Annotated in this window: 21 protein-coding genes; 13 read left to right on the top strand and 8 right to left on the bottom strand. The window is 72.8% G+C overall.

Annotation, left to right across the window (positions count from 1 at the left end; translation table 11 throughout):
* The first annotated feature begins 97 nt into the window (after window positions 1–97).
* Both ACIQ6Y_RS29210 and ACIQ6Y_RS29215 read left to right on the top strand, forming a co-directional pair.
* Entirely contained in the window at window positions 98–1,423 is a 1,326-nt protein-coding gene (locus ACIQ6Y_RS29210; RefSeq protein WP_404043225.1) for a hemolysin family protein, read from the top strand.
* Window positions 1,420–2,511: a hemolysin family protein gene (locus ACIQ6Y_RS29215; RefSeq protein WP_404043227.1), complete on the top strand. Its 1,092-nt coding sequence runs from the start codon at window positions 1,420–1,422 to the stop codon at window positions 2,509–2,511. Before ACIQ6Y_RS29210 ends, ACIQ6Y_RS29215 begins: the two co-directional genes overlap by 4 nt.
* Here the strand turns inward: ACIQ6Y_RS29215 and ACIQ6Y_RS29220 are convergent.
* Window positions 2,508–4,376 (bottom strand): AAA family ATPase, encoded by a 1,869-nt coding sequence (locus tag ACIQ6Y_RS29220; protein WP_404043229.1) that lies wholly within the window; start codon window positions 4,374–4,376, stop codon window positions 2,508–2,510. The two genes, ACIQ6Y_RS29215 and ACIQ6Y_RS29220, sit on opposite strands and share 4 nt — an antisense overlap.
* Window positions 4,377–4,836: 460 nt before the next feature.
* Complete coding sequence (locus ACIQ6Y_RS29225; RefSeq protein WP_404043231.1) at window positions 4,837–5,436, bottom strand: uridine kinase; 600 nt, start codon at window positions 5,434–5,436, stop codon at window positions 4,837–4,839.
* 286 nt (window positions 5,437–5,722) lie between these two features.
* Here ACIQ6Y_RS29225 and ACIQ6Y_RS29230 point away from each other — a divergent pair, with 286 nt between their 5' ends.
* The 3 genes from ACIQ6Y_RS29230 (at window position 5,723) to ACIQ6Y_RS29240 (ending at window position 8,112) form a co-directional block, all read left to right on the top strand.
* Window positions 5,723–7,084 (top strand): peptidase C39 family protein, encoded by a 1,362-nt coding sequence (locus ACIQ6Y_RS29230; RefSeq protein ID WP_404043233.1) that lies wholly within the window; start codon window positions 5,723–5,725, stop codon window positions 7,082–7,084.
* Window positions 7,085–7,158: 74 nt separating this feature from the next.
* On the top strand, window positions 7,159–7,299 hold the full coding sequence (locus ACIQ6Y_RS29235) for an SCO1431 family membrane protein (protein ID WP_404043235.1): 141 nt from the start codon (window positions 7,159–7,161) through the stop codon (window positions 7,297–7,299).
* Window positions 7,300–7,452: 153 nt separating this feature from the next.
* Window positions 7,453–8,112 (top strand): TetR/AcrR family transcriptional regulator, encoded by a 660-nt coding sequence (locus tag ACIQ6Y_RS29240; protein ID WP_404043237.1) that lies wholly within the window; start codon window positions 7,453–7,455, stop codon window positions 8,110–8,112.
* Window positions 8,113–8,171: 59 nt separating this feature from the next.
* On the opposite strand, the gene ACIQ6Y_RS29245 is transcribed toward ACIQ6Y_RS29240, so the two are convergent.
* The gene (locus ACIQ6Y_RS29245) at window positions 8,172–9,401 is read right to left on the bottom strand and encodes a glycoside hydrolase family 18 protein (protein ID WP_404043239.1); all 1,230 of its coding nucleotides are present in this window, start codon (window positions 9,399–9,401) and stop codon (window positions 8,172–8,174) included.
* Window positions 9,402–9,741: 340 nt separating this feature from the next.
* Between ACIQ6Y_RS29245 and ACIQ6Y_RS29250 the strand changes: the two genes are divergently transcribed.
* The 3 genes from ACIQ6Y_RS29250 to ACIQ6Y_RS29260 all read left to right on the top strand — a co-directional run bounded on the left by ACIQ6Y_RS29250 (window position 9,742) and on the right by ACIQ6Y_RS29260 (window position 13,502).
* The gene (locus tag ACIQ6Y_RS29250) at window positions 9,742–10,914 is read left to right on the top strand and encodes an acyl-CoA dehydrogenase family protein (RefSeq protein ID WP_404043241.1); all 1,173 of its coding nucleotides are present in this window, start codon (window positions 9,742–9,744) and stop codon (window positions 10,912–10,914) included.
* A gap of 377 nt (window positions 10,915–11,291) precedes the next feature.
* Window positions 11,292–12,407 (top strand): hypothetical protein, encoded by a 1,116-nt coding sequence (locus ACIQ6Y_RS29255; protein ID WP_404043243.1) that lies wholly within the window; start codon window positions 11,292–11,294, stop codon window positions 12,405–12,407.
* Window positions 12,408–12,413: 6 nt separating this feature from the next.
* On the top strand, window positions 12,414–13,502 hold the full coding sequence (locus ACIQ6Y_RS29260; protein ID WP_404043245.1) for a phosphotransferase family protein: 1,089 nt from the start codon (window positions 12,414–12,416) through the stop codon (window positions 13,500–13,502).
* Between the two features lie 10 nt (window positions 13,503–13,512).
* Here ACIQ6Y_RS29260 and ACIQ6Y_RS29265 read toward each other — a convergent pair whose 3' ends face one another.
* On the bottom strand, window positions 13,513–13,962 hold the full coding sequence (locus tag ACIQ6Y_RS29265) for a hypothetical protein (protein WP_404043247.1): 450 nt from the start codon (window positions 13,960–13,962) through the stop codon (window positions 13,513–13,515).
* Between the two features lie 305 nt (window positions 13,963–14,267).
* Between ACIQ6Y_RS29265 and ACIQ6Y_RS29270 the strand changes: the two genes are divergently transcribed.
* The 4 genes from ACIQ6Y_RS29270 to fxsA all read left to right on the top strand — a co-directional run bounded on the left by ACIQ6Y_RS29270 (window position 14,268) and on the right by fxsA (window position 18,267).
* Window positions 14,268–14,708 (top strand): Lrp/AsnC family transcriptional regulator, encoded by a 441-nt coding sequence (locus ACIQ6Y_RS29270; RefSeq protein ID WP_399648219.1) that lies wholly within the window; start codon window positions 14,268–14,270, stop codon window positions 14,706–14,708.
* Between the two features lie 46 nt (window positions 14,709–14,754).
* Entirely contained in the window at window positions 14,755–16,356 is a 1,602-nt protein-coding gene (locus tag ACIQ6Y_RS29275) for an amidohydrolase (protein ID WP_404043249.1), read from the top strand.
* Window positions 16,357–16,882: 526 nt separating this feature from the next.
* Window positions 16,883–17,674: a polyprenol monophosphomannose synthase gene (locus ACIQ6Y_RS29280; protein ID WP_404043251.1), complete on the top strand. Its 792-nt coding sequence runs from the start codon at window positions 16,883–16,885 to the stop codon at window positions 17,672–17,674.
* 44 nt (window positions 17,675–17,718) lie between these two features.
* On the top strand, window positions 17,719–18,267 hold the full coding sequence (fxsA, locus tag ACIQ6Y_RS29285; RefSeq protein WP_404043253.1) for an FxsA family membrane protein: 549 nt from the start codon (window positions 17,719–17,721) through the stop codon (window positions 18,265–18,267).
* A gap of 147 nt (window positions 18,268–18,414) precedes the next feature.
* On the opposite strand, the gene ACIQ6Y_RS29290 is transcribed toward fxsA, so the two are convergent.
* The 4 genes from ACIQ6Y_RS29290 to ACIQ6Y_RS29305 all read right to left on the bottom strand — a co-directional run bounded on the left by ACIQ6Y_RS29290 (window position 18,415) and on the right by ACIQ6Y_RS29305 (window position 21,992).
* Window positions 18,415–18,789, bottom strand: coding sequence for an RNA polymerase-binding protein RbpA (locus ACIQ6Y_RS29290; RefSeq protein ID WP_003977404.1), 375 nt, complete (start codon window positions 18,787–18,789; stop codon window positions 18,415–18,417).
* 278 nt (window positions 18,790–19,067) lie between these two features.
* Window positions 19,068–20,462: an MFS transporter gene (locus ACIQ6Y_RS29295; RefSeq protein WP_404043255.1), complete on the bottom strand. Its 1,395-nt coding sequence runs from the start codon at window positions 20,460–20,462 to the stop codon at window positions 19,068–19,070.
* 64 nt (window positions 20,463–20,526) lie between these two features.
* Window positions 20,527–21,297: a glycerophosphodiester phosphodiesterase gene (locus tag ACIQ6Y_RS29300; protein WP_404043257.1), complete on the bottom strand. Its 771-nt coding sequence runs from the start codon at window positions 21,295–21,297 to the stop codon at window positions 20,527–20,529.
* A complete protein-coding gene (locus tag ACIQ6Y_RS29305) occupies window positions 21,294–21,992 on the bottom strand; it encodes a YitT family protein (protein WP_404043259.1) in 699 nt (232 codons plus the stop codon). The genes ACIQ6Y_RS29300 and ACIQ6Y_RS29305 overlap by 4 nt, the downstream gene beginning before the upstream one ends.
* 64 nt (window positions 21,993–22,056) lie before the next feature.
* Here ACIQ6Y_RS29305 and ACIQ6Y_RS29310 point away from each other — a divergent pair, with 64 nt between their 5' ends.
* Window positions 22,057–23,565, top strand: a complete 1,509-nt coding sequence (locus ACIQ6Y_RS29310) for a PLP-dependent aminotransferase family protein (protein WP_404043261.1) — start codon at window positions 22,057–22,059, stop codon at window positions 23,563–23,565.
* Window positions 23,566–23,724 lie beyond the last annotated feature (159 nt).

A 23,724-nucleotide genomic window follows, 5' to 3' on the forward strand; every position in this document is an offset into this window, starting at 1 on the left:
GGCTCCTGCTACTTGAGGAGTGACTCCCTCCAGCGATGGACGGATCGTCCTGTAGTACCTGCGCCGCCCCCGGCCCCCGCGCACGGGCGGCGGCATCATGACCACCCCCCTGCTGCTTCTGGCAGCCGCTTTCGTGCTCATCCTGGCCAACGGCTTCTTCGTGGCCGCCGAGTTCGGCCTGGTGACGGTCGAGCGGCCCGAGGCGGAGAAGGCCGCCGCCGAAGGCGACCGCCGCGCCCGTACGGTCGTGGAGTCGCTGAAGGAGCTGTCCTTCCAGCTCTCCGGCACCCAGCTCGGCATCACCATCACCTCCCTCGTGGTCGGCATGCTCGCCGAGCCCGCGCTGGCCGAGCTGCTCGACGGCCCGGTCACCGTGCTGGGTGTCCCCGAGGGCGCCGTGTCCGGTGTGGCCGTGATCATCGGCATGCTGCTGGCCTCCGCGGTGCAGATGGTCGTCGGAGAGCTGGTGCCCAAGAACTGGGCGGTGTCCCGGCCCCTGCAGGTCGCGCGCTTCGTCGCCGGCCCGCAGCACCGGTTCGCCCTGCTGTTCCGGCCGGTCATCGCCGCGCTGAACGCGGTCGCCAACCGGCTGGTGCGCGCCCTGGGCGTGGAACCCGCCGAGGAGCTGGCCTCCGCCCGCACCCCCGGCGAGCTGGTGTCGCTGGCCCAGCACTCCGCGCAGGCCGGTGCCCTGGAGCAGGACACCGCCGACCTGTTCGTGCGCACCCTGTCGCTGGCCGAGCTGACCGCCCAGCATGTGATGACCCCGCGCGTGAAGGTGAGCGCGCTGCAGTCGTCGGCCACCGCCGAGGACGTCGTCAACCTCACCCGCGCCACGGGCCTGTCCCGCTTCCCCGTCTACCGGGAGAAGATCGACGAAATCGTCGGCATGGCGCACCTCAAGGACGCCCTCGCGGTGCCCGTGCACGACCGACTGCGCACCCCGGTCGCCCGCATCGCCCGGCCCGCGCTGCTCGTCCCCGAGACGCTGCCGGTCCAGCCGCTGCTCGCCCGGCTGCGCAGCGAGCAGCCCATCGCCGTCGTCGTCGACGAGTACGGCGGCACCGCCGGGGTCGTCACCCTGGAGGACATCGTCGAGGAGATCGTCGGCGAGGTCCGCGACGAGCACGACGGCCACGACACCCCCGAGCTGGCGCCCGCCCCCGCCGAGGACGGCAGGCCCGCCTGGGACGTCGACGGCAGCTGCCGCGTCGACACCCTGGCCCGCATAGGCCTGGAGGTCCCCGAGGGGCCGTACGAGACCGTCGCCGGACTCGTCGCCGACCTGCTCGGCCGTATCCCGGCCGCCGGTGACCGCGCCGAGCTGCCCGGCTGGCGGCTCTCCGTGCGCCGGGTCGGCCACTACCGCGCCGAGCGGGTGCGCCTGGTGCGGACCGCCGCCGTGCGGGAGGCGGCCCGATGAGCGTCCTGCAACTGCTGTTCGCCGCCCTTCTGGTGCTGGCCAACGGCTTCTTCGTCGGCGCCGAGTTCGCTCTGGTCTCCGTACGCCGCAGCCAGATCGAACCGCTCGGCACCACCCGCGCCCGCCAGGTGCTGTACGGCCTGGAGCGGCTGCCGCGGATGATGGCCGCCGCCCAGTTCGGCATCACCATCTGCTCCCTGACCCTGGGCGCGGTCGCCGAGCCGACCGTGGCGCAGCTGCTGGAGCCGGTCTTCGAGTGGATCCATATGCCGCACGGCATGGTCCACCCGCTCGGCTACGTCATCGCGCTCGCGGCCGTGGTCTTCTTCCACCTCGTCATCGGCGAGATGGTCCCGAAGAACCTCGCCATGGCGGCCCCCGAGAAGACCGCGCTGTGGCTCGCCCCCGGCCTGGTCGCCTTCGCCCGGGTGTGCGGGCCCGTCACCTACGCCCTCGGCGCCTGCGCCCAGGCCGTGCTGAGGCTCTTCCGGGTGGAGCCCAGGGACGAGGTCGAGGCGGTCTTCACCAGCGTCCAGCTGGGCCGGCTCGTCGAGGACTCCGGGCAGGCCGGCCTCCTCGGACCCGAGGAGCAGGAGCGTCTGGAGGACGCCCTGGAGCTGGGCTCGCGCCCGGTGACGGACGTGCTGCTGCGCCGCGAGTCACTGGTCACGGTCGGCCCGTCGGTCACCCCGGGCCGGATCGTGGAGCTGACCGCACGCACCGGCTACTCCCGCTTCCCGGTCGCCGCGGACAACGGCGCCTTCATGGGCTACGTCCACATCAAGGACGTCCTCGACCTGGAGAACTCCGACCGGGCCGTCCCGCAGCACGTCTGGCGTCATATGACGACCCTGCGCTCCGACCTGCCCCTGGACGACGCCCTCACGGTCATGCGCCGCGCGGGCACCCACCTCGCCCAGGTCGCGGACGCGTCGGGCCGGGTGCTGGGCCTGGTCGCCCTGGAGGACGTACTGGAACTGATCGTCGGCGAGGTCCGCGACCCGGCGCACCGGGAACAGGCCCCGCCGGAGGTACGGGTCAGCGAGCCGCGGACCAGCGGCGCCCCGGAAGAGGCGCTCGCGACCTAGAGCGCGGAAGGATCCTGCGGCCCCCGCCCCGACAGCACCTCACCGTAGGCCTGCATCAGGTCGGGCAGCCGCAGGGTCGCCAGGTCGTCCCTGCTCAGCGTTCCGGGACAGGCGGACAGCCGCAGATCCCGGTACGCGCAGCTCTTCTCGTACAGGGTGCGCAGGAAACGGCCGTTGCCCAGTTCGTCGATCCAGCCCTGGTCGACGACGTGCCCGGCGATGGAGCGCAGCTCCTCCAGCGCCTCGTCGTCCCAGGCGTCGCCGTTCTCGGCGGCCAGCACCTCGCCGATCGCGGTGAGTTCGAGGGGGCGGTAGGAGGGGAAGTCGACGCGCGTGGTGAAACGGGAGGACAGGCCGGGGTTCGCGGCGAGGAGGCGGTCCATCCCCTCCGGGTAGCCGGCCAGGATCACCACCAGGTGATCGCGGTTGTCCTCGGCCCGCTTCAGCAGGACCTGGAGGGCCTCGTCGCCGTAGGCGTCGCCCTTGCCGTAGCCGGAGTTGGACAGCGAGTAGGCCTCGTCGACGAAGAGGACGCCGCCGAGCGCGGAGTCGATGAGCTCATTGGCCTTGACCGCGGTCTGGCCCAGATACTCGCCGACCAGGTCGGCCCGCTGGGCCTCCACGAGATGGTCGCCGCCGAGCAGGCCGAGGGCGTAGAAGACGCGGCCGAGGATGCGGGCGACGGTGGTCTTGCCGGTGCCGGAGGGGCCCGAGAAGACGAAATGCCGTTTCGGCGGCTGGACGGGCAGCCCCTGACCGGCCCGCAGCCGGGCCATGTTCAGCTGCGCCGACAGTGCCTTGACCTGGCGCTTGACCGGCTCCAGGCCCACCATGCGCTCGAGCTCGGCGAGCGCCTCGTCGAGTAACCCGGGGTCCGTCGGCCCGGCGGGCAGGGACGCGGACTGCACGGCCGTCTTCTCCCGCACCGCCGGATCGCTCACCGACGGCATCGGCGCGGCGGGCGGCGGCAGCTCGGGCTCGGGCAGCCGCAGATCACGGCCGTCCGTGCCGAACAGCGGATCGAGTACGTCGATCCCGTCGACGCTGTCCTGCCCGGCACCGGCGAGGCTGATCGCCGCGAGGTCGGCGGACTCGTCGTAGCCGTCGCCCTCGGAGATGGCCGCGAGCCGGGCGGCGGTGTCCATGAACGCGGGGTCGACCCGGTGCACGGCCCGGTACAGCGGCAGCGCGGCCGCCGAACGGCCGGTGCCCTCGTGCGCCCGGGCCAGCCAGTAGCGCAGCTCCTTGCGCTGCGGCTGCTCGCTGCGACAGCGCATCAGCGCCGCCGACAGCAGCGGCTCGGCCTGCCCGTACATCTCCAGCCGGACCCGGGCCATGCCGCCGAACAGCCCGGCCTCGATGCCGAGCAGGGAATCGTCGAGGAGCGGGTCGGTGTGCCGTACGAGCTGCTCCCAGTCCTTGACCAGATAGGAGCGGCAGGCGTGCAGGAAGCGCACCTGCGGGTCGGTGTCCACCGGCGGCAGCCCGGCGAGCGCCCGGTCCAGCTCGGGCACATGCCGGCCGTCGAGCCAGTGCGAGGCGTGCGCGAGCAGCAGATCGCGGGGGCTCTCCAGCACCGGCTGCACCCACCAGCCCAGCCAGTACCAGGAGTTCAGGGCGCGCGCGTGCCGGGCACGCTGCTCGCCGAAGCGGTCGCGGTGCCGGAACATCCGCAGCAGCGCGGTCGTCGTGTCGACGCGCAGCGCGTGCAGTCCCAGCCAGCCGTCCGCCATGCCGGGGTCGATCCGCACCGCGGTGCGGAACTCCTCCTCGGCCTGTGGATAGGCGCCCATCGTGTAGGCGTCGACCCCGCGCAGCCAGGCGAGGTCGGCCGGGGCCTCGGGGCCCTGCGTGCCGAAGTCCATCCCGTCCCCCACAAGCCGTGCCCCCGCTGGTTCACCGCCGGGCCGTCACCCGCGGCCGCACCGCTCGAACCGCCGTGCCGCGGCCCGGAGTTGCCGGTGTGCGGCGGCCGTCCGAAGGTCGCGCCGAGGGCATCGTACCTGCGCGGGCGGTGCCCGCCGAAGGGTGCGGCAGGGGCCGTTCGTGGAGGCGGGAGCGGAGGCAGGCGCCTCCACTTCGGTGACCGAGGGTGAGCGCGCGACGCCCCACGGCGCTCGCCGGAGCGGGCCCGGACAGAACGAAGCCCCCGGTCACGGGGGAACAACCGGGGGCTTCGCGTCAATGGGTCGCCCTGGTGGGGCGCACATTGAGAACGTAAGACCTGTACGGCCCCTCGGTCAAGCGGAGTTGAGGCACTCCTGGAAGTTCCCGCGCGACGGTCTTCACGGCCTCACCACATTGTCTACAGTCGCTCACGGAGCGTCACTTCGAGGTCGCGGCTGCGCGCCCCGGGAGCACCTCGTACCCCTCCGGCACCTGCCGCACCAAGAGATTCGCGTACGGCTCCGAGGGGTCCTCGGCGAAGTGCCGCGCCTCCGCCCGGACCCACCCGTTCCAGAACGCGCGCTGCTCCTCACCGTCCCGGTCCCGCCCGCGCGCCCACGCCGTCTCGCGGGGCATTCGCATCCACATCAGCCGCGCCAGCCACGGCCGCAGCGCCCGGCGTCCCGCGCCGACGCCCTCGATCAGCACGACGTCCGCCGGCGGCAGCGTCCGCGGCGGCCCGTAGTGCCGGGCCCGCCAGTCGTAGGGCCGGTACACGGCCGACTCGCCGCGCCCGAGCGGCTCGACGACCTCCTCCATCAGCCGGCCCGTCCACGCGAACAGCTCCTCGTGCGTGGCGATGTCGTCCAGGTGCAGCACAGGCGCTCCGCTGAGCTCTGCGGCGAGGCGCTCGGCGAAGGTGGACTTGCCGGACCCGGCGTGCCCGTCGACGGCGACGAGCCGGACGGGCCCGAGGGAGGGGGGCAGGGCCCGGAGCTGACGGGCGAGCTCGGGCAAGGGGAAAGGTCGGGCATGCACGTCCCCATGATGGCGTGGTCGCCGATCGTCGCGGGCTGCGGGTGTTCGTGGGTTGCTCGCGCAGTTCCCCGCGCCCCTTGGGGACCTGCCCCTCAGGGGCGCGGGGAACTGCGCGACCAGCCACGGACCACCCGCAGTCGACCACGCGCGATCAGTCCGGGCGTCAGTGGTCGACACCAATATTGGTCGCCACGGCATGCCCCGAGGTGCTGGATGGACCAGGGCCCCTGCGGCCATAGTTGGCGCACGCAGCCACCCGACGAGGACACCTGGGGGTCACCCACCCATGAGCAGAGTCGAACAGCCGTCGCGCAGAACCGTCCTGGCCGCGGTGGTCGCCGCGGCGGTCACCACCGGCGCGGCCCCGGCGGCGGCCGACATCAACGCCCCGGTCGGCCAAGGCGCCGCAGGCCCCGCGCGACTCGTCGACAACCGCGCCTGGACGACGTTCACCGACTGGCGTTCCGGAACGGCCCGAGGCACCCGCCCCGTCGCCGGTGTCCGCCCCGGCCTCGTGATCGACCGCCCGGCCGGCACCACCGACTACACCGACCCGCACACCGGCACCACCGCCGCCTGGGAGTACGCCACCTGGACCTCGCCGGTCCACACCCTCGCGGTCCCCGCGACCGAGGTGATCGCCTCCTGGAACGCGGCCACCCCGGCCGGCACCTGGATCGAGATCGAGCTGAAGGGCACCTACTCCGACGGCACGGACACGCCCTGGTACGTCATGGGCCGCTGGGCGGCGGGCGACCAGGACATCCGGCGGACCTCGGTCGACGACCAGAGCGACGGCAGGAGCAGCATCTGGACGGACACCTTCGCCGTCGACGACGCCTCCACCGGCCTGCGCCTGACCTCGTACCGCCTGCGCCTCACCCTCCACCGCCGCCCCGGCACCAAGGCGACGCCCACCGTCTGGCGGCTCGGCGCGATGGGCTCCGACGTCCCCGACCGCTTCACCGTGCCGGCCTCCGCGCCGGGCCTCGCGAAGGAACTCGGCGTCCCGCGCTACTCGCAGGAGGTCCACAAGGGCCAGTATCCCGAGTACGACAACGGCGGCGAGGCCTGGTGCAGCCCCACCTCCTCGCAGATGATCATCGAGTACTGGGGCGGCCGGCTCACCGACGAGCAGCTGTCCTGGGTCGACCCCTCCTACGCCGACCCGCAGGTGTGCCACGCGGCCCGCCACACCTACGACTTCCAGTACGCCGGCTGCGGCAACTGGCCCTTCAACGCCGCGTACGCCGCCACCTTCCGCGGCCTGCAAGGCGTGGTCACCCGGCTGCACTCCCTCAGCGACCTGGAGACGCTGATCGCCGCGGGCATCCCGGCCATAACGTCCCAGTCCTTCCGCGCCGAGGAGCTGACCGGCGCCGGATACGGGACCTCTGGGCATCTGATGACGGTCATCGGCTTCACCGCCGACGGCGACGTGATCGCCAACGACCCGGCCTCGGACGACAACGAGGCGGTGCGCCGGGTCTACAAGCGGCGCGAGTGGGAGAACATCTGGCTGCGCACCAAGCGGTACGACGCGAACGGCAAGGTCAGAAGCGGCACGGGCGGCGTCTGCTACCTCTATTTCCCGGCCCGCCCGAGCCTCCAGCAGCGCCGCGCCCTGGCGGCGGTGGGGGTGCGCTGACCGCAGGGCCCTCCGGGGCGGCTGTGACCAAGCGCACGGTCGCAAAAGCCGCCCCGGGTGGCAAGGTGGACAGCATGACCACGAACGCAGCCACCGCGGCCCGGGTGACCACCGGCGGACCTCAGGAAGACGGCCCGAAGATTTTCGAGCACGCCATGGGCTGGACCCTGGTCGTGGTCGTCGCGATGCTGATCGCCCAGCTCGGACTGCTGTGATGGCCCGGCTCGGGCTGCTGTGATCGCCCGGCTCCGCCTGCTGTGCGCGCTGCCCGGCCCGCTGTGATCACTGATCGGACAGCTGTGACCTGAGCCACCCATGACCTGACATACTGCGGGAGTCCCGCCGCCCGTCGGATATCAGGTTAGACAGTGACCATCAGCCATCAGCGTGGCGCCGCCCGGCCTCCGGTGCGCGGCACCGACCGCTCGCTGGCGCGTCGCGCCGAACTCCTCGCCATCGGGCGGAAGTTGTTCGCCGACACGCCCTACGACGCGCTCTCCATGGACGACATCGCCCGCCAGGCCCATGTCGCCAAGGGACTGATCTACTACTACTTCCACTCCAAGCGCGGCTACTACCTGGCCATAGTCCAGGACTCGGTCGCCGACCTGGTCGGCTTCGCGGCGAGCGGCCGCGAACTGCCCCCGGGGGACCGGGTCCACCGCACGATCGACGGCTATCTGCGCTACGCCGAGCACAACCACGCCTCCTACCGCACGATCGTCAGCGGCGGCGTCGGCTTCGACGCCGAGGTGCACGCCATCCGCGACGGGGTGCGCGAGGCGATCGTGACGACCATCGCCGAAGGGGCGTACGGCAGGCGGGAGATCGCTCCGCTGGCCCGCATGGGGCTGCTCGGCTGGGTGTGCGGCGTGGAGGGCGCCACGCTGGACTGGATCGACCGCCCGGGCCTCACCCGCGACGACATGCGCGAACTGCTGGTGCGGATGCTCGGCGGAACCCTGCGCGCGATCGAGGAGCTGGACCCGGCCCACCCGGCGCCGGAACCGGCCCGTCGGGACGTGTAGCCGACGGGGCGGGGACCCCTTGTGGGTGTGCCCCCGCCCGCGCCGCACATCAGCCTCGATCAGTTGATCGCCCTGATCAGCTCACCGTTCGCCGTGTCCCCGCTCAGCTCCCAGAAGAAGGTGCCGCCCAGGCCCTGGTTGTTCTTGTACGTCATCTTGGTCGCGATGGTCGACGGGGTGTCGTAACTCCACCAGTTGCTGCCGCACTTGGCGTACGCGGTGCCGCCGACCGTGCCGGTGACCGGGCACTTGGTCTTCAGGACCTTGTAGTCGTCGATGCCCTGCTCGTACGTCCCCGCCGCCGGGCCGGTCGCGGTGCCGCCGGGCGCGGACTGGGTGACGCCGGTCCATCCGCGGCCGTAGAAGCCGATGCCGAGCAGCAGCTTGGACGCCGGGATGCCGAGGCCCTTGAGCTTGGCGATGGTCGCCGAGGTGTACATGTTCGCCTTGGGGATGCCGCTGTAGGAGTTCAGCGGGGAGTGCGGGGCGGTCGGGCCCGTGGTGTCCCAGGCGCCGAAGTAGTCGTACGTCATCGGGTTGTACCAGTTGACGTACTGGGCGGCGCCCGCGTAGTCGGCGGCGTCGATCTTGCCGCCGGCCGTGGCGTCGGCGGTGATGGCCGCCGTGACGAGATAGCTGGAGCCGAACTTGGCCCGCAGGGCCTGCATCAGGTTCCGGAACGCCGCCCTGCCGCTGGTGTCGCAGCTCAGACCGCAGGCGTTGGGGTACTCCCAGTCGATGTCGATGCCGTCGAAGACGTCCGCCCACTTGGAGTTCTCGACCAGGTCGTAGCAGGACTGGGCGAAGGCGGCGGGGTTGCGGGCCGCCTCGCCGAAGCCGCCGGACCACGTCCAGCCGCCGAACGACCAGAGGATCTTCAGGTCCGGGTGGAGCCGCTTGAGCTTGCGCAGCTGGTTGAAGTTGCCGCGCAGCGGCTGGTCCCAGGTGTCGGCGACGCCGTCCACCGACTCGCCGGCGGTGTAGGCGCGGTCGGTGGCGGCGTAGGCGTCGCCCATCGCGCACTTGCCGCCGGTGACGTTGCCGAAGGCGTAGTTGATGTGGGTGAGCTTCGCGCCGGAGCCGGAGGTCTGGATGTTCTTGACGAAGTACTTGCGGTCGTAGGTGCCCCATTCGGTGAAGTAGCCGACGACCTTGGAGCCGGCGGCCGCCTCGGCGGCGGGGGCGGTGGTGGTCGCGTTCGCGGTGGCGGTGCCCGCGCCGGCGAGCAGTCCGGCGCCGAGCACGGCGCTGCACAGCGCCGAGACGAGGGAACGGAGGGGGGTTCGCATCGGTGTCTCCTCGTGGGGGAGAGGGGGACATGCGCCGGCGCGCGCCCCAGTGCTTGGCATGGACGCGATGAACAGCCGGTGATCCGACACCGTAGGAGGACTAGACCAGTGCGGTCAATGGTGCGGACCAATCCCATCCGGTCGCGGATTCTCTGAAGTAAGCGGTCGTTAACCAGTGACGCGCCGCCTCCGATCGGGCATACTCACAGCGCCGAGCCGCTGGTCAGCAGCGTCCGAGACCCGGAACTGCGAGCATCGACAACGGCACCAGGAAGACCTGGCGGAGCCGCCCCCACAACGGGCCGGGCCGCCCGTGCCCGAGAGGGAGGAGAGCGTCGCCATGCCCGACCGCGCCCCGCAGCCGGTGGATCGTCAACTGCCCACCGACGAGGCCCGGGATCTGATCTCGCTCGTCCGTGACATCGCACAGCGCGAGATCGCTCCGGCGGCGGCCGAGGAGGAGGACGCCGGGCGGTTCCCGCGCGAGATCTTCACCCTGCTCTCCCGCTCCGGCCTGCTCGGCCTGCCCTACGACGCCGAGTACGGCGGCGGCGAGCAGCCCTACGAGGTCTACCTCCAGGTTCTCGAAGAGCTGGCCATGGCCCGGCTCACCGTCGGCCTCGGGGTCAGTGTGCACACCCTGGCCTCCTACGCCCTGGCCGCCTACGGCACCAAGGAGCAGCAGGTCGAGCATCTGCCCGCGATGCTCGGCGGCGGCCTGCTCGGCGCCTACTGCCTGTCCGAGCCGGCCTCCGGCTCCGACGCGGCCTCGCTGCGCACCAAGGCCGTGCGCGAGGGCGACGCCTGGGTGCTCACCGGCACCAAGGCCTGGATCACCCACGGCGGCATCGCTGACTTCTACACCGTGATGGCCCGCACCGGCGAGGACGGCCCGCGCGGCATCACCGCGTTCCTGGTGCCGGGCGACGCCGAGGGGTTGAGCGCCGCCGCGCCCGAGAAGAAGATGGGCATGAAGGGCTCGCCCACCGCCCAGGTCCACCTCGACGGCGTCCGCGTCCCCGACAGCCGCCGTGTCGGCGAGGAGGGCCAGGGCTTCACCATCGCCCTGTCCGCGCTCGACTCCGGACGGCTCGGCATCGCCGCCTGCGCCATCGGCGTCGCCCAGGCGGCCCTCGACGAGGCCGTGGCGTACGCCCAGGACCGCCGCCAGTTCGGCAAGCCGATCGCCGACTTCCAGGGCCTGCGCTTCATGCTCGCCGACATGGCCACCCAGATCGAGGCCGGCCGCGCCCTGTACCTGGCGGCGGCACGGCTGCGCGACGCGGGGCTGCCCTTCGCCAAGCAGGCCGCGATGGCCAAGCTGCACTGCACCGACACCGCCATGAAGGTCACCATCGACGCCGTGCAGATCCTCGGCGGCTACGGCTACACCGCCGATTTCCCGGCCGAGCGCTACATGCGCGAGGCCAAGGTGCTGCAGATCGTCGAGGGCACCAACCAGATCCAGCGGATGGTCATCGCCCGCCACCTCGCGGGTCCGGAGAGCCGCTGAACTGACCCGGTCGCACCACGGGCGCCGCGAGCCGTACCCACTCCGGGTCGTGGCGCCCGGGCAGCGTGCGGCCCCGGTCGGCCCAGGTGCGCAGCAGGTCCAGGTAGATGGGCGGGTCCGCGGGCTGCGGCGGAGCCGTCGGGGGCGGGGCCATGGGCGGCGCCAGCGGAACCGATTCTGCGCGAGCCGGGACGAACAGTTGGTGCTGACGCCCGGTCGTGGAATAGGTGGGGGTCATACCGGGCCAACGCGATGGTGGCCCCCCGGGTCACCGGCTGACGTAATCGGCCGTGAGTTCGCGCCCGTCCCGCACGCGGTCTGGCCACCGGAGCCGGTCTGACGTACCGTCACCTGAACCGCCGTCAGGGAGGTGCGCCTTGGCCGACGACCGCCCCGTACCGCTCGACGAATACCCCGTCCACCAGGTGCCGCTGTCCATGAAGCACGTCGCCACCGGCGACCGCAACGCCTACGACCGCGGCATCTTCCACGTCTTCGACCACGCCGGCCGCGCCCTGCTGATCACCGGCCTCGGCGTGTACCCGAACCTCGGCGTGACCGACGCGTACGCCACCCTGCGCCTCGGCGACACCCTGTACGCCGTACGGGCGAGCGACACCCTCGGCGACGACCGCCTGCGGCTCGCCGTCGGGCCCCTGCGCACCACCGTCGAGCGGCCGCTCGCGGAGTTCGTGCTGAGCTGCGCGCCCCCGCCGGACGACCCCGACGGCCTCTCCTTCGAGATCTACTGGTCGGCCGACTTCCCCGCGCTGTGGGAGCCGCACCATGTGCAGCGACGCGGCGACCGGCTCACCCTGGAGGGCCGGCGTTTCGTGCAGGCCGGCCGGTGCACGGGCCGGATCCGCGCGGGCGGCCGGGAGATCCGCCTCAAGCCCGGCGAGTGGACCGGCACCCGCGACCGCAGCTGGGGCGTGCGCCCCCTGCCCGGGGAGGACGGCGGCCGGCTCGCCGCGGAACACCCCACCGAGGGCTTCCACTGGATCTGGAGCCCGGTGCGCTTCGAGGACCGGTTCCTGATGCTCGTCGTCCAGGAGGACGCCGACGGCCACCGCTCCCTGAACGACGCCACCCTCGTCCGCCCCGGCCGGCGCGACCGCCAACTCGGCTGGCCCCAGGCCGAGATCACCTACCGCCCCGGCACCCGCCACCCCGAGCGAGCCGTCGTCCACCTGGGCGACGTACGCACACCGCAGAAGCTGGAGGTGGAGATCCTCACCTCGTCGCCGCTCGCGATCGGCGCCGGCTACCCGCCCGCCGAGGACTGGCAGCACGGCACCTGGCACGGCCCGGCCTGGGTGGACCGCCGTACCTACGACCTGCGGGAGGCGCACCCCCGCGCCGCGTACGGCGTCACCGACCACGCGGCCCGCTTCCGCCTCGACGGGCGCACGGGGTACGGCATCTTCGAGCACGGCTCCTTCGGCCGTCACGACCCCAGTGGGTTCACCGGCTTCGACTCGGTCGGGCGGTGAGGCGAGATGCCTCCTGCACGCCCCCGCACCACCACCCGCGACCCCGAGGACATCGCCCGCCGCCTCACCGCCTGGCTGGACACCCGGCTCCCCGGCGCGAAGGCCACCGGGGTGCGCGTCCCCGCCTCCAACGGCATGTCCAGCGAGACCGTCCTGTTCGACATCGAGCACCCCGAACGGCCCCTGCGCGCCTGTGTGTTGCGGCTCGCGGCGGACCCGTCGGCGTACACCGTGTTCCCCGAGTACGACATGCACCGCCAGTACCGCACCATGAGACTGGTCGCCGAGCACACGGACGTGCCCGTACCCGAGGTGCGGTGGCTGGAGCTGGACCCCGGTCCGCTCGGCGCGCCCTTCTTCGTCATGGAGCGCGTCGCGGGGCGGGTCCCGCCGGACGTGATGCCGTACACCTACGCCGGCAACTGGCTGCACGCGGCGAGCGACGCCGAGCGGGAACGCCTGGAGGCCGCCACCGTAGGGCTGTTGGCCCGGCTGCACGACCAAGTGCCGCCCGGCGCCGCCCGGTTCCTCGCCCTGCCGGGCGCGGACGCGCTGCGCGGCCATGTCACGGCCCAACGCGCCTACTACGCCTGGGTCGTGCGCGGCCTGCCCCGCTCACCGCTCATCGAGGCGGCCTTCGGCCGGCTGGAGGAGCTGTGGCCCGCCGAGCCGGGCACACCGGTGCTCAGCTGGGGCGACGCGCGCATCGGCAACGTCGTCTACGACGGCTTCGAGCCCGCCGCCGTCCTCGACTGGGAGATGGCCGCGCTCGCACCGCGCGAGACGGACCTGGGATGGCTGATCTACCTGCACCGCTTCTTCCAGGACCTCACGGTCGCCTCCGGACAGCCCGGACTACCGGACCTCCTGCGCCGCGAGAACGTCGAGGCCCGCTATGCCGAGTTGACCGGGCACACCCCGCGCGACATGGACTTCCACACCCTCTACGCCGCCCTTCGGCACGCGATCGTCATGCTGCGGATCGCGTACCGCCGAGTGCACTTCGGTGAGGCGGCCCTGCCGGCGGATCCGGACACACTGATCCTGCACCACGGCAGCCTGCGGGCCATGGTGCAGGGCAGTTACTGGAACTGAGCGAAGCGGCTCAGGCGGCGTGGCGGCGCATCGACGGGACGCGCATCGGGCGCGAGCCCGGACCGCCGACGTGCGAGAAGGGCTGCGTCCGCCAGTCGAGCCCCTGAGGGAGCGTCAACAGCAGGGCGGTGTCCTGCTCCTGCGGCTCGAAGGACTCGTCGGCCGGGCGGGCGTCGGTGGCGCTGCGGCCGGTGCCCCGGCACGCCGTGAGCCCGAACGGGTTCCACGGCGAGGCGCACAGCGCGTGCTCCGGCAGGGACTCCTCGTCCGCCAGCAGGGCGATCGGCTGGGCGCAGTCCGGGCAGATCACCCGGTACATCTCGAAGGTGTCGTACGCGTCGACGGCCTCGTCACCGTCGTCGCCGTCGAAGACGTCGCTTTCGACGCCCTCCGGCTCGGGCTCGACGACCGGCTGCTGCCGCTTGGGCACGCTACGACCAGGGCGCTTAAGACTCTGCATGGGATTCTCCCCCTCGGGCTGGGCCGTGAAGGCGCTGCGGCCTCGACCACAGCAAGCACTTCCCGTCCGGCCTCCGAGGTAATCACGAGTCCATCACGGACGTCACCCGGGACCTGTGGCGTTCGTCACATGCCGTCCGCAGGTGCCCGGAAACGGCGGGTCCCGGCCCCTCGTCGCTCCGGCGGTCCTCGAGCGGTTCTCCGGCGGACCGCGAGCCGAGCGGGCGGGGCCGCAGGTCACGAACCGGGTATGACCGGGCTGTCGAGGTATCCGAAGAGATCAACCGCCCTGTAGGTTCTTGCGCCATGGAGGAGCTGGACCGTCAGATCGTGCAGCTGCTCGTCAAGGACGGGCGGATGAGCTACACAGACCTCGGCAAGGCCACGGGTCTGTCCACGTCGGCCGTGCACCAGCGGGTGCGCCGGCTGGAACAGCGCGGGGTCATCCGCGGCTACGCCGCGGTGGTCGACCCCGAGGCCGTCGGGCTGCCGCTGACCGCCTTCATCTCGGTCAAACCCTTCGACCCCAGCGCCCCCGACGACATCTCCGACCGGCTCGTCGGCGTCCCCGAGATCGAGGCCTGCCACAGCGTCGCGGGCGACGAGAACTACATCCTCAAGGTCCGCGTGGCCACACCGCACGAACTGGAGGGCCTGCTGGCCCGTATCCGGTCGCTCGCCGGGGTGTCGACGCGTACGACGGTGGTGCTCTCGACGCCGTACGAGGCACGGCCGCCGCGTATCTGACGACCTGGGTGCGGTGCGCCCCGGCCGAGGCGCGAGACTGTTCCCCATGAGTGAGCGCACCGCCCCGACCGAGACCGTCCTGCTGCGCCGCGGAGAAGTGCACAGCCCCGCGGACCCCTTCGCCACCGCCATGGTCGTCGAGCACGGCCAGGTCGCCTGGGTCGGCTCGGAGGGCGCGGCCGACGCCTTCGCCGACGGCGTCGACGAGGTCGTCGACCTGGACGGGGCACTGGTCACCCCCGCGTTCACCGACGCCCACGTCCACACCACCGCCACCGGCCTGGCCCTGACCGGCCTCGACCTGTCCGCGGCGCGCGATCTGGACCAGGCCCTGACGCTCGTACGGCGGTTCGCCGCCGCCCGCCCCGACGACCGGGTCCTGCTGGGCCACGGCTGGGACGCGGCCCGCTGGCCCGGCGGCCGCCCGCCGACGCGCGCCGAGCTGGACGAGGCCACCGGCGGCCGTCCCCTCTACCTCTCCCGGATCGACGTCCACTCGGCGGTCGTCACCACGGCGCTGCTCGACATCACCCCCGGCCTCGGCCCGGTGGACGGCCCGCTCACCGCCGACGCCCATCACGCCGTACGGGCCACCGCCCTGGCCGCCGTCACCCCCGCCCAGCGCATCGAGGCCCAGCGCGCGGCCCTCGCACACGCGGCCTCCCTCGGCATCGGCTCCGTACACGAGTGCGGCGGGCCGGAGATCTCCTCCGAGGACGACTTCACCGGCCTGCTCCGCCTCGCCGCCGAGGAGCCCGGCCCGCGGGTGGTCGGCTACTGGGCCGAGCAGGATGTGGCGAAGGCGCGTGAGCTGGGCGCGCTCGGCGCCGCGGGCGACCTGTTCGTCGACGGCGCCCTCGGCTCCCACACCGCCTGTCTGCACCAGCCGTACGCCGACGCCGGGCACACCGGCACCGCCTACCTGGACGCCGCGGCCGCCGCCGCGCATGTCGTCGCCTGCACCGAGGCCGGACTCCAGGCGGGCTTCCACGCGATCGGCGACGCCGCCGTCAGCGCCGTCGTGGAGGGCGTGCGCGCCGCAGCCGACAAGGTCGGACTCGCCCGCGTCCGGGCCGCCCGGCATCGCGTCGAGCACGCCGAGATGCTCGACCCCGAGGCGATCGCCGCCTTCGCCGAGCTGGGCCTGACCGCGTCCGTGCAGCCGGCGTTCGACGCGCTGTGGGGCGGCGAGGACGGCATGTACGCCCAGCGGCTCGGGGCGGAGCGGGCCCGCCTGCTCAACCCGTTCGCCGCCCTGCTGCGGGCCGGTGTCCCGCTCGCCCTCGGCTCCGACAGCCCGGTCACGCCGCTCGACCCGTGGGGCACGGTCCGGGCCGCCGCCTTCCACCGCACGCCCGAGCACCGGGTCTCCGTGCGCGCCGCGTTCACCGCCCACACCCGCGGCGGCTGGCGGGCGACCGGCCGGGACGACGCGGGCGTCCTGGTGCCCGGCGCACCCGCCGACTACGCGGTGTGGCGCACCGGCGAACTGGTGGTCCAGGCCCCCGACGACCGGGTCGCCCGCTGGTCCACCGACCCCCGCTCCGGCACCCCCGGCCTGCCCGACCTGACCCCCGGCGGCGAGCTGCCGGTGTGCCTGCGCACGGTCGTCGGCGGGCGGACGGTGTACGTACGGCCGGGCGAGTGATCTACGCCGCCGGACCCCCTCCGGCGGCTCACCGCGCGACCTGCGCATCCGCCCCGCCGACCAGCACGTTCCGAACGTATGCGCAGCTCAAAGGGGTGTTGACAGAGGACGGCCCGGGGCCGGTAGGTTCGGCGGAGTCCACCACAGGACGCCCGACGGCGGCACGTCCGCGCACTCGCCGCCGCGCCGCTGGGTCAGGGACGGTGCACCCCACCGGGCACCGCCACTGGGAGCCAGGCTCAGCGCCCGCGCCGCGGCGAGGGAACGTTCCGGCCGGTCGGGAAGGTGTGACCCGGGTGGGGCCCGGCCGCTCAGTAGACAACGGCCTCAGGTCGATCCGCAGCCAGCGGATCCCGGGCCGGCCCGAAGGGTGCCGGGCCCCCATCCGCAGCCCCATGGGCCGCTGTCGCGAATCCCCTGGGCCCCGCTGTTGTGAAATCGGCACGAGCATACGAACGGCCCGCCACGTCATCGCAGGCGGCGGCCACTATGGTGGACCTCTGCGCATGAAGACGAAGGGGCAGCAGTGAACGACGGCGACGGGAGCGGGGCGGCACAGTCCCAGAGCAGGCGTTTCGGCCCGCTCGGCACGGCCCTGGTGATCATTCCGACCTACAACGAGGCGGAGAACATCAAGGGGATCGTGGGGCGGGTGCGGGCCGCCGTCCCCGCGGCGCACGTCCTCGTGGCCGACGACAACAGCCCGGACGGCACGGGCAAGCTGGCCGACGAGCTCGCCGTGGGCGACGACCAGGTCCATGTCCTGCACCGCAAGGGCAAGGAGGGCCTCGGCGCCGCCTACCTCGCGGGCTTCCGCTGGGGCCTGGAGCGGGACTACGGCGTTCTCGTCGAGATGGACGCCGACGGCTCCCACCAGCCCGAGGAACTGCCCCGGCTGCTGACCGCCCTCAAGGGCGCCGACCTGGTGCTCGGCTCGCGCTGGGTGCCGGGCGGACGGGTGGTGAACTGGCCCAAGAGCCGTGAGTTCATCTCCCGCGGCGGCAGCCTGTACTCCCGTGTCCTGCTGGACGTCCCGATCCGTGACGTCACCGGCGGCTACCGAGCCTTCCGCCGCGAGACCCTGGAGGGGCTCGGCCTCGACGAGGTCGCCTCGCAGGGGTACTGCTTCCAGGTCGACCTGGCCCGGCGGGCGATCAAGGCCGGGTACCACGTGGTGGAGGTGCCCATCACGTTCGTGGAGCGCGAGCTGGGCGACTCCAAGATGAGCCGGGACATCCTGGTCGAGGCGCTGTGGCGGGTGACGACCTGGGGCGTGGGGGAGCGGGCCGGCAAGGTCGCCAAGCGGCTTCGGCCGTAGGGACGCTTATCCCGGACTGAGCTGCCGCGGGGCACACTGGACGCATGACGCAGACCTCCACGCAGCCGGCGAGGCCCCGCCGCAGCCGGCTCCGCACCTTCCTGCCCCTCGGGATCGCCGCCTGGCTCGTGCTGGAGATCTGGCTGCTGACCCTGGTCGCGGGCGCGGCGAACGGGTTCACCGTCTTCCTGCTGCTGGTCGCCGGGATCCTGCTCGGTGCGGCCGTGGTGAAGCGGGCCGGACGCCGGGCCTTCCAGAACCTGAACCAGGCGGTGCAGCGCGGCGGCACACCGTCCGGCAGCGAGGGCAACGGCTGGCTGATGCTCGGCGGCCTGCTGCTGATACTCCCCGGCCTGGTCTCCGACGTGCTCGGCCTGATCCTGCTGATCCCGCCCGTCCAGAAGGCCCTCGGCCGCCGCGCCGAGCGCACCTTCGAGCGCCGGCTGCGCGCCGCCGGGCCGGGCAGCCTCGGCGACGCCTTCCAGCAGGCCCGTATCCACCGCCCGGACGGCAAGGTCGTGCAGGGCGAGGTCATCCGCGACGAGCCCCGCGGGGACGCCCCGCAGGAACCCCGCCCGCCGCTGACGCACTGAGAGGCCTTGGCCGGCCTCACGGGAGACAGACCGAGGGCCGGCCTTGGCAAGCCTCACAGAAGACAGACCGAGGGCGCCGTACGAGATCTCGTACGGCGCCCTCGGTCATTTCGGCGTGCGCTGTCGCCGGTCAAGCCACGCTGGGGTTCATGCGGACTTGCGGCTGTCCCGGGGGTGAACCGCGATGTTCATCGCCCCGGAGCGGAGAACGGCGAGTCGCTCCTCGAGAACCTCTTCGAGCTCCTCGCGGGTGCGCCGCTCCATCAGCATGTCCCAATGCGTACGCGCGGGCTTGGCCTTCTTCTCCTCAGGGCCGTCGCCATCCACGAGGAGTGCCTGGGCCCCGCAGACCTTGCACTCCCACTCCGGCGGGATCTCCGCCTCGACCGAGAAGGGCATCTCGAAGCGGTGCCCCTTCTCGCATGCGTACTCCACGGCCTGGCGCGGGGCCAGGTCGATGCCGCGGTCCGTCTCGTAGCTGGTCACCACGAGGCGCGTGCCGCGAAGAGCTCGCTCACTCATGAATCGTGCCTCCCGGGCTTGTCGCCCACAGGACAGGTGTCGCTGTCGTCGTCATCCGGTCAACGTCCGGTCGGCGGTAAAGATTCCCGTCCCGTGTCCCGTTTCGGGTCATGCGTCGCCGTCGTAGCCGCAGCCTTGTCAACCAGTGCAGTACCCACCGGCGCCCGGTTTGTCACATCTGCTAGGAGATGTCACCCAGCGTTTTTGCATCTTTGACGCGCAGTAACGGTACGCCTGGCAGGCCAAAGGCGTACACTACCGCCCTTTCGCCCTGAGTGCTAAATCCTCTCGGGAACCGGGTTGCCCGCGTCGCCGATCGCCCGGCGCACCGGGACCCTCGCGAGCAGCACAAAGCCCAGGACGAAGAAGGCCACGAGCGAGATGATCGCGTCCCGGTAGCTGCCTGTGAGCTGGAACGTCAGCCCGAAGAGCAGCGGTCCGAGCCAGCTCATCCCGCGGTCGCTCACCTCGTACGCGGCGAAGTATTCGGCCTCCTTGCCCGGCGGGACCAGGTGGGAGAACAGCGAGCGGGACAGGGCCTGGCTGCCGCCCAGGACCAGGCCGATGCCCGAGGCCAGCACGAAGAACCACACCGGCTGCCCCGCGGGCAGGAAGTAGCCCGCCGCCAGGACCGCCGTCCATGCGGCCAGCGAACCGAGGATCGTGCGCTTGGCCCCGTAGCTCCGCGCGAGCCGTCCCAGCGCCAGCGCGCCCGCCACCGCGAGCACCTGCACCAGCAGCACCGCGCCGATCAGGGTCGACTGGCCGAGGTCCAGCTCCTTGGAGCCGTAGATGGAGGCCTGGGAGATCACCGTCTGGATGCCGTCGTTGTAGACCAGGTAGGCCAACAGGAAGCCCAGGGTCAGCGGGTGGCGGCGCATGTCGCGGACCGTGGCGGCCAGCTGCCGCAGACCGGGCGCGGTGGCCTCGGGCGCGGGTGTGGCCGTCTCGGGTGCGGGCGTGGACGCCTCGCGCGCGGGGGTGGTCGTCTCGCGTGCGCGGGTGCCGCGGTCGCGCAGCCGCCGGAGCGGGATCAGCGCGAAGCCGCCCCACCACAGGCCGGCCGAGGCCAGGCAGATCCGGACCGCCATGCCCTCGGACAGGCCGAAGCTGTCGTGGGCGAGGTAGAGGACGAGGTTCGCGACCAGGACCAGAGCGCCCGCCGCGTAGCCGAAGGCCCAGCCGCGCGAGGAGACCGCGTCGCGTTCCTCGGGCGGGGCGATCTGCGGCAGATAGGAGTTGTAGAGCATCATCGCGACCGACTGCGCGGCGTTCGCCACGATCAGCAGCACTCCGCCCAGCAGATAACGGTCGCCGGCCAGGAAGAACATGCCCGCCGTCGCCCCGGCCCCGACATAGGCGGCCGCGCCCAGGAACGGCTTCTTGCGGCCGGAGCGGTCGGCGGCGGCACCCACCAGGGGCATCACCAGCACCGCCACGATCACCGACAGAGACACCGAGTAGGCGAAGAACGAACCCGCCCGCACCGGGATGCCCAACGGGTGGACGAAGCCCTCGGCGTCGGCGGCCTCCTCGGCGACCGACGTCAGATAGGGGCCGAGGAACACGGTGAGCACGCTGGTCGAGTAGACCGAGCACGCCCAGTCGTAGAAGTACCAGCCGCGCTGCTCGCGCCGCCGGTCCGCCGCCTCGTCGGCGACCGCCGTGCGCATGGTCTCGGTCCCCACCCGCGCCCTCGCTTCCGGTCCGACGCCGCGCGGGGGCGCGTTCCGGGGGTCAGACCCAGACGCCCCGGTCCTCCATGACCTTGCGCAGCGTGTCGATGTGATCGGTCATGATGCCATCGACACCGAGGTCCAGGAGCCTGTGCATGCGATCGGGCTCGTTGATCGTCCACACATGCACCTGGAGCCCACGCGCGTGTGCCGTGCGCACGAAGCGGTGGTCGACCACCTGGATGCCCGACTGGGTCTCGGGCACCTGAGCCGCGACCGCCGAGGCGCGCAGCGCCGCCGGGACGCCCCAGGAGCGCAGCCGCAGATTCAGCACACCGCGCGTACCGTACGACGTGGCCAGGCGCGGCCCTGCCAGCCGCTGGGCGCGCACGACACGGGCCTCGGAGAACGAACCGACACAGATTCGATCCCAGGTGTTCGTTCGCTCGATCAGTTCCAGGAAGGGGTGCAGGGCGGGCTCCGCCTTGACGTCGACGTTCCAGCGCACCTGCGGGAACTCCTCCAGCAGCTCCTCGAACAGTGGCACCGGCTCCTTGCCCGCCACACGCGCGTGCCGTACGTCGGCCCAGAGCCGGTCGGCGATACGCCCCGCGCCGTCCGTCACCCGGTCCAGCGTCGCGTCGTGGAAGGCGACCAGCTTTCCGTCGCGGGTGGCGTGGACGTCCGTCTCGATGTACCGGTAGCCCAGCTCCACCGCGCGCCGGAACTGCAGCATCGTGTTCTCCAGGCCGTCGGCCGCGCCGCCCCGGTGGGCGAACGCGATCGGGCCGGGGTGGTCGAGGTAGGGGTGGCGTATCCGCGTGGTGGTCACCGACGCAGTATCGCTCCACGGGGTTGACCGGTGGCAACGACCGTGCTGCCGTCCGATGCCGACGGGACGGCGAACACGCGCAGGAACACCTGGGCGAGCGGGCCGATCGACACCGCGTAGAGCAGTGTGCCGACGCCCACGGTGCCGCCGAGCAGGAACCCGGTCACCACGACCGTGATCTCGACGACCGTGCGCACCGACCGGATCGACCACCCCGTGCGCCGGTTCAGCCCCGTCATCAGTCCGTCCCGGGGGCCGGGCCCGAAGCGCGCCGCGATGTACAGGCCGGTCGCCGCGCCGTTCAGGACGATCCCGGCGGCCATCAGGGACACCCGGACCGCGAGGTCGTGCGCGTCGGGCACCACGGCCAGCGTGGCGTCCATCGCGGCGCCGATCACCAGCACGTTGGAGACCGTGCCGAGGCCCGGCCGCTGGCGCAGCGGGATCCACAGCAGCAGGACGGCCGCGCCCACCAGGGTCAGCACCACACCGATCGACAGCCCCGTCCGCTCGGCGAGCCCCTCATGGAGCACGTTCCAGGGCTCAAGACCGAGCCCCGAGCGGATGAGGAGGGCCGAGCTGGCGCCGTACAGGGCCAGACCGCCGTACAACTGGACGAGACGCCGTAGGACATGGTCCGGCGTGGAGGAGATGGACAAGAAGTGCCCCCGGATGGTGGTAGTGGCCTGACGCATGTCACTCTGTGGCTTGAGGGGAAACCTCATCCATGGCCAATTCGGGGAAGGTGGACTGGTAACCATGGCGCAGTGGACCTCCGCGGTGGGGGCCGCGCAGCTCGCCCGGCTGCTCAAGTCCCAGCAGGACCGGCCGGCCGGCCCCGGCACCCGCCGCCCGCCCGCCTACCGCGCGCTCGCCGACGGCATCCGGCTGCTGGTGCTGGAGGGCCGCGTCCCCGTGGCCGCCCGGCTGCCCGCCGAGCGGGAGCTGGCCCTGTCGCTGGCCGTCAGCCGGACGACGGTGGCCGCCGCCTACGAGGCGCTGCGCGGCGAGGGCTTCCTGGAGTCCCGGCGCGGAGCCGGCAGCTGGACCGCCGTACCGGCCGGTAACCCGCTGCCCGCGCGCGGCCTGGAGCCGCTGCCGCCCGAGGCGCTCGGCTCGATGATCGACCTCGGCTGCGCCGCCCTGCCCGCCCCCGAGCCCTGGCTCACCCGGGCCGTGCAGGGCGCCCTGGAGGAACTGCCGCCGTACGCGCACACGCACGGCGACTACCCGGCCGGGCTGCCCGCGCTGCGCGCGATGATCGCCGAGCGGTACACCGCGCGCGGCATCCCGACCATGCCCGAGCAGATCATGGTGACGACCGGCGCGATGGGCGCCATCGACGCCATCTGCCATCTCTTCGGCGGCCGCGGCGAGCGCATCGCCGTCGAGTCGCCGTCGTACGCCAACATCCTCCAGCTCATGCGCGAGGCGGGCGCCCGGCTGGTGCCCGTCGCCATGGCCGAGGGACTCAGCGGCTGGGACATGGACCGCTGGCGCCAGGTGCTGCGGGAAGCCGCGCCGCGCATCGCGTACGTCGTCGCCGACTTCCACAACCCGACGGGCGCCCTCGCCGACGACGACCAGCGCCGCCGGCTGGTGGAGGCCGCCCGCTCCGCGGGGACCGTGCTGGTCGCCGACGAGACCATGAGCGAGCTGTGGCTGGACGAGGAGTTCGCGGGCGGCGGCATGCCGCGGCCGGTGTGCGGGTTCGACCCGGCCGGGTCGACCGTGGTCACCGTCGGCTCGGCCAGCAAGGCCTTCTGGGCCGGCATGCGCATCGGCTGGGTGCGCGCCGCCCCTGACGTCATCCGCAGCCTGGTCGCCGCCCGCGCCTACGCCGACCTGGGCACGCCCGTGCTGGAGCAGCTTGCGGTGAACTGGCTGTTCAGCACCGGCGGCTGGGAGCAGGCCGTCGAGCTGCGCCGCGCCCAGGCCCGGGAGAACCGGGACGCGCTGGTCACGGCCGTACGGCGGGAGCTGCCCGACTGGGAGTTCGAGGTGCCCGGCGGCGGTCTGACCCTCTGGGTGCGGGCCGGCGGCCTGTCGGGGTCGCGGCTCGCCGAGGCGGGGGAGCGGGTCGGCGTCCGCGTGCCCTCGGGGCCGCGCTTCGGCGTCGACGGGGCCTTCGAGGGCTACGTACGCCTGCCGTTCACGGTCGGCGGGGCGCTCGCCGAGGAGGCGGCGGTACGGCTGGCCGCGGCGGCGCGGCTGGTGGAGAGCGGCGGAACGGCCGGGGGCGAGGCCCCGCGCACCTTCGTGGCCTGACCCCAGGAGTGCGCGAAACGGCGATGAGACGGCGAGAGGGGCGGGGGGGGGGGGGCCCCCCCCCCCCCCCCCCCCCGGCCGCGGGGCCCCCCCCCCCGCGGGCCACGCCGACCGGCGCGCCAGGTTTAAAGGGGCCACCCACCACCGGGGCGGGTGGCA

Source organism: Streptomyces sp. NPDC096205, from assembly GCF_044763135.1.
Classification (GTDB): Bacteria; Actinomycetota; Actinomycetes; order Streptomycetales; family Streptomycetaceae; genus Streptomyces.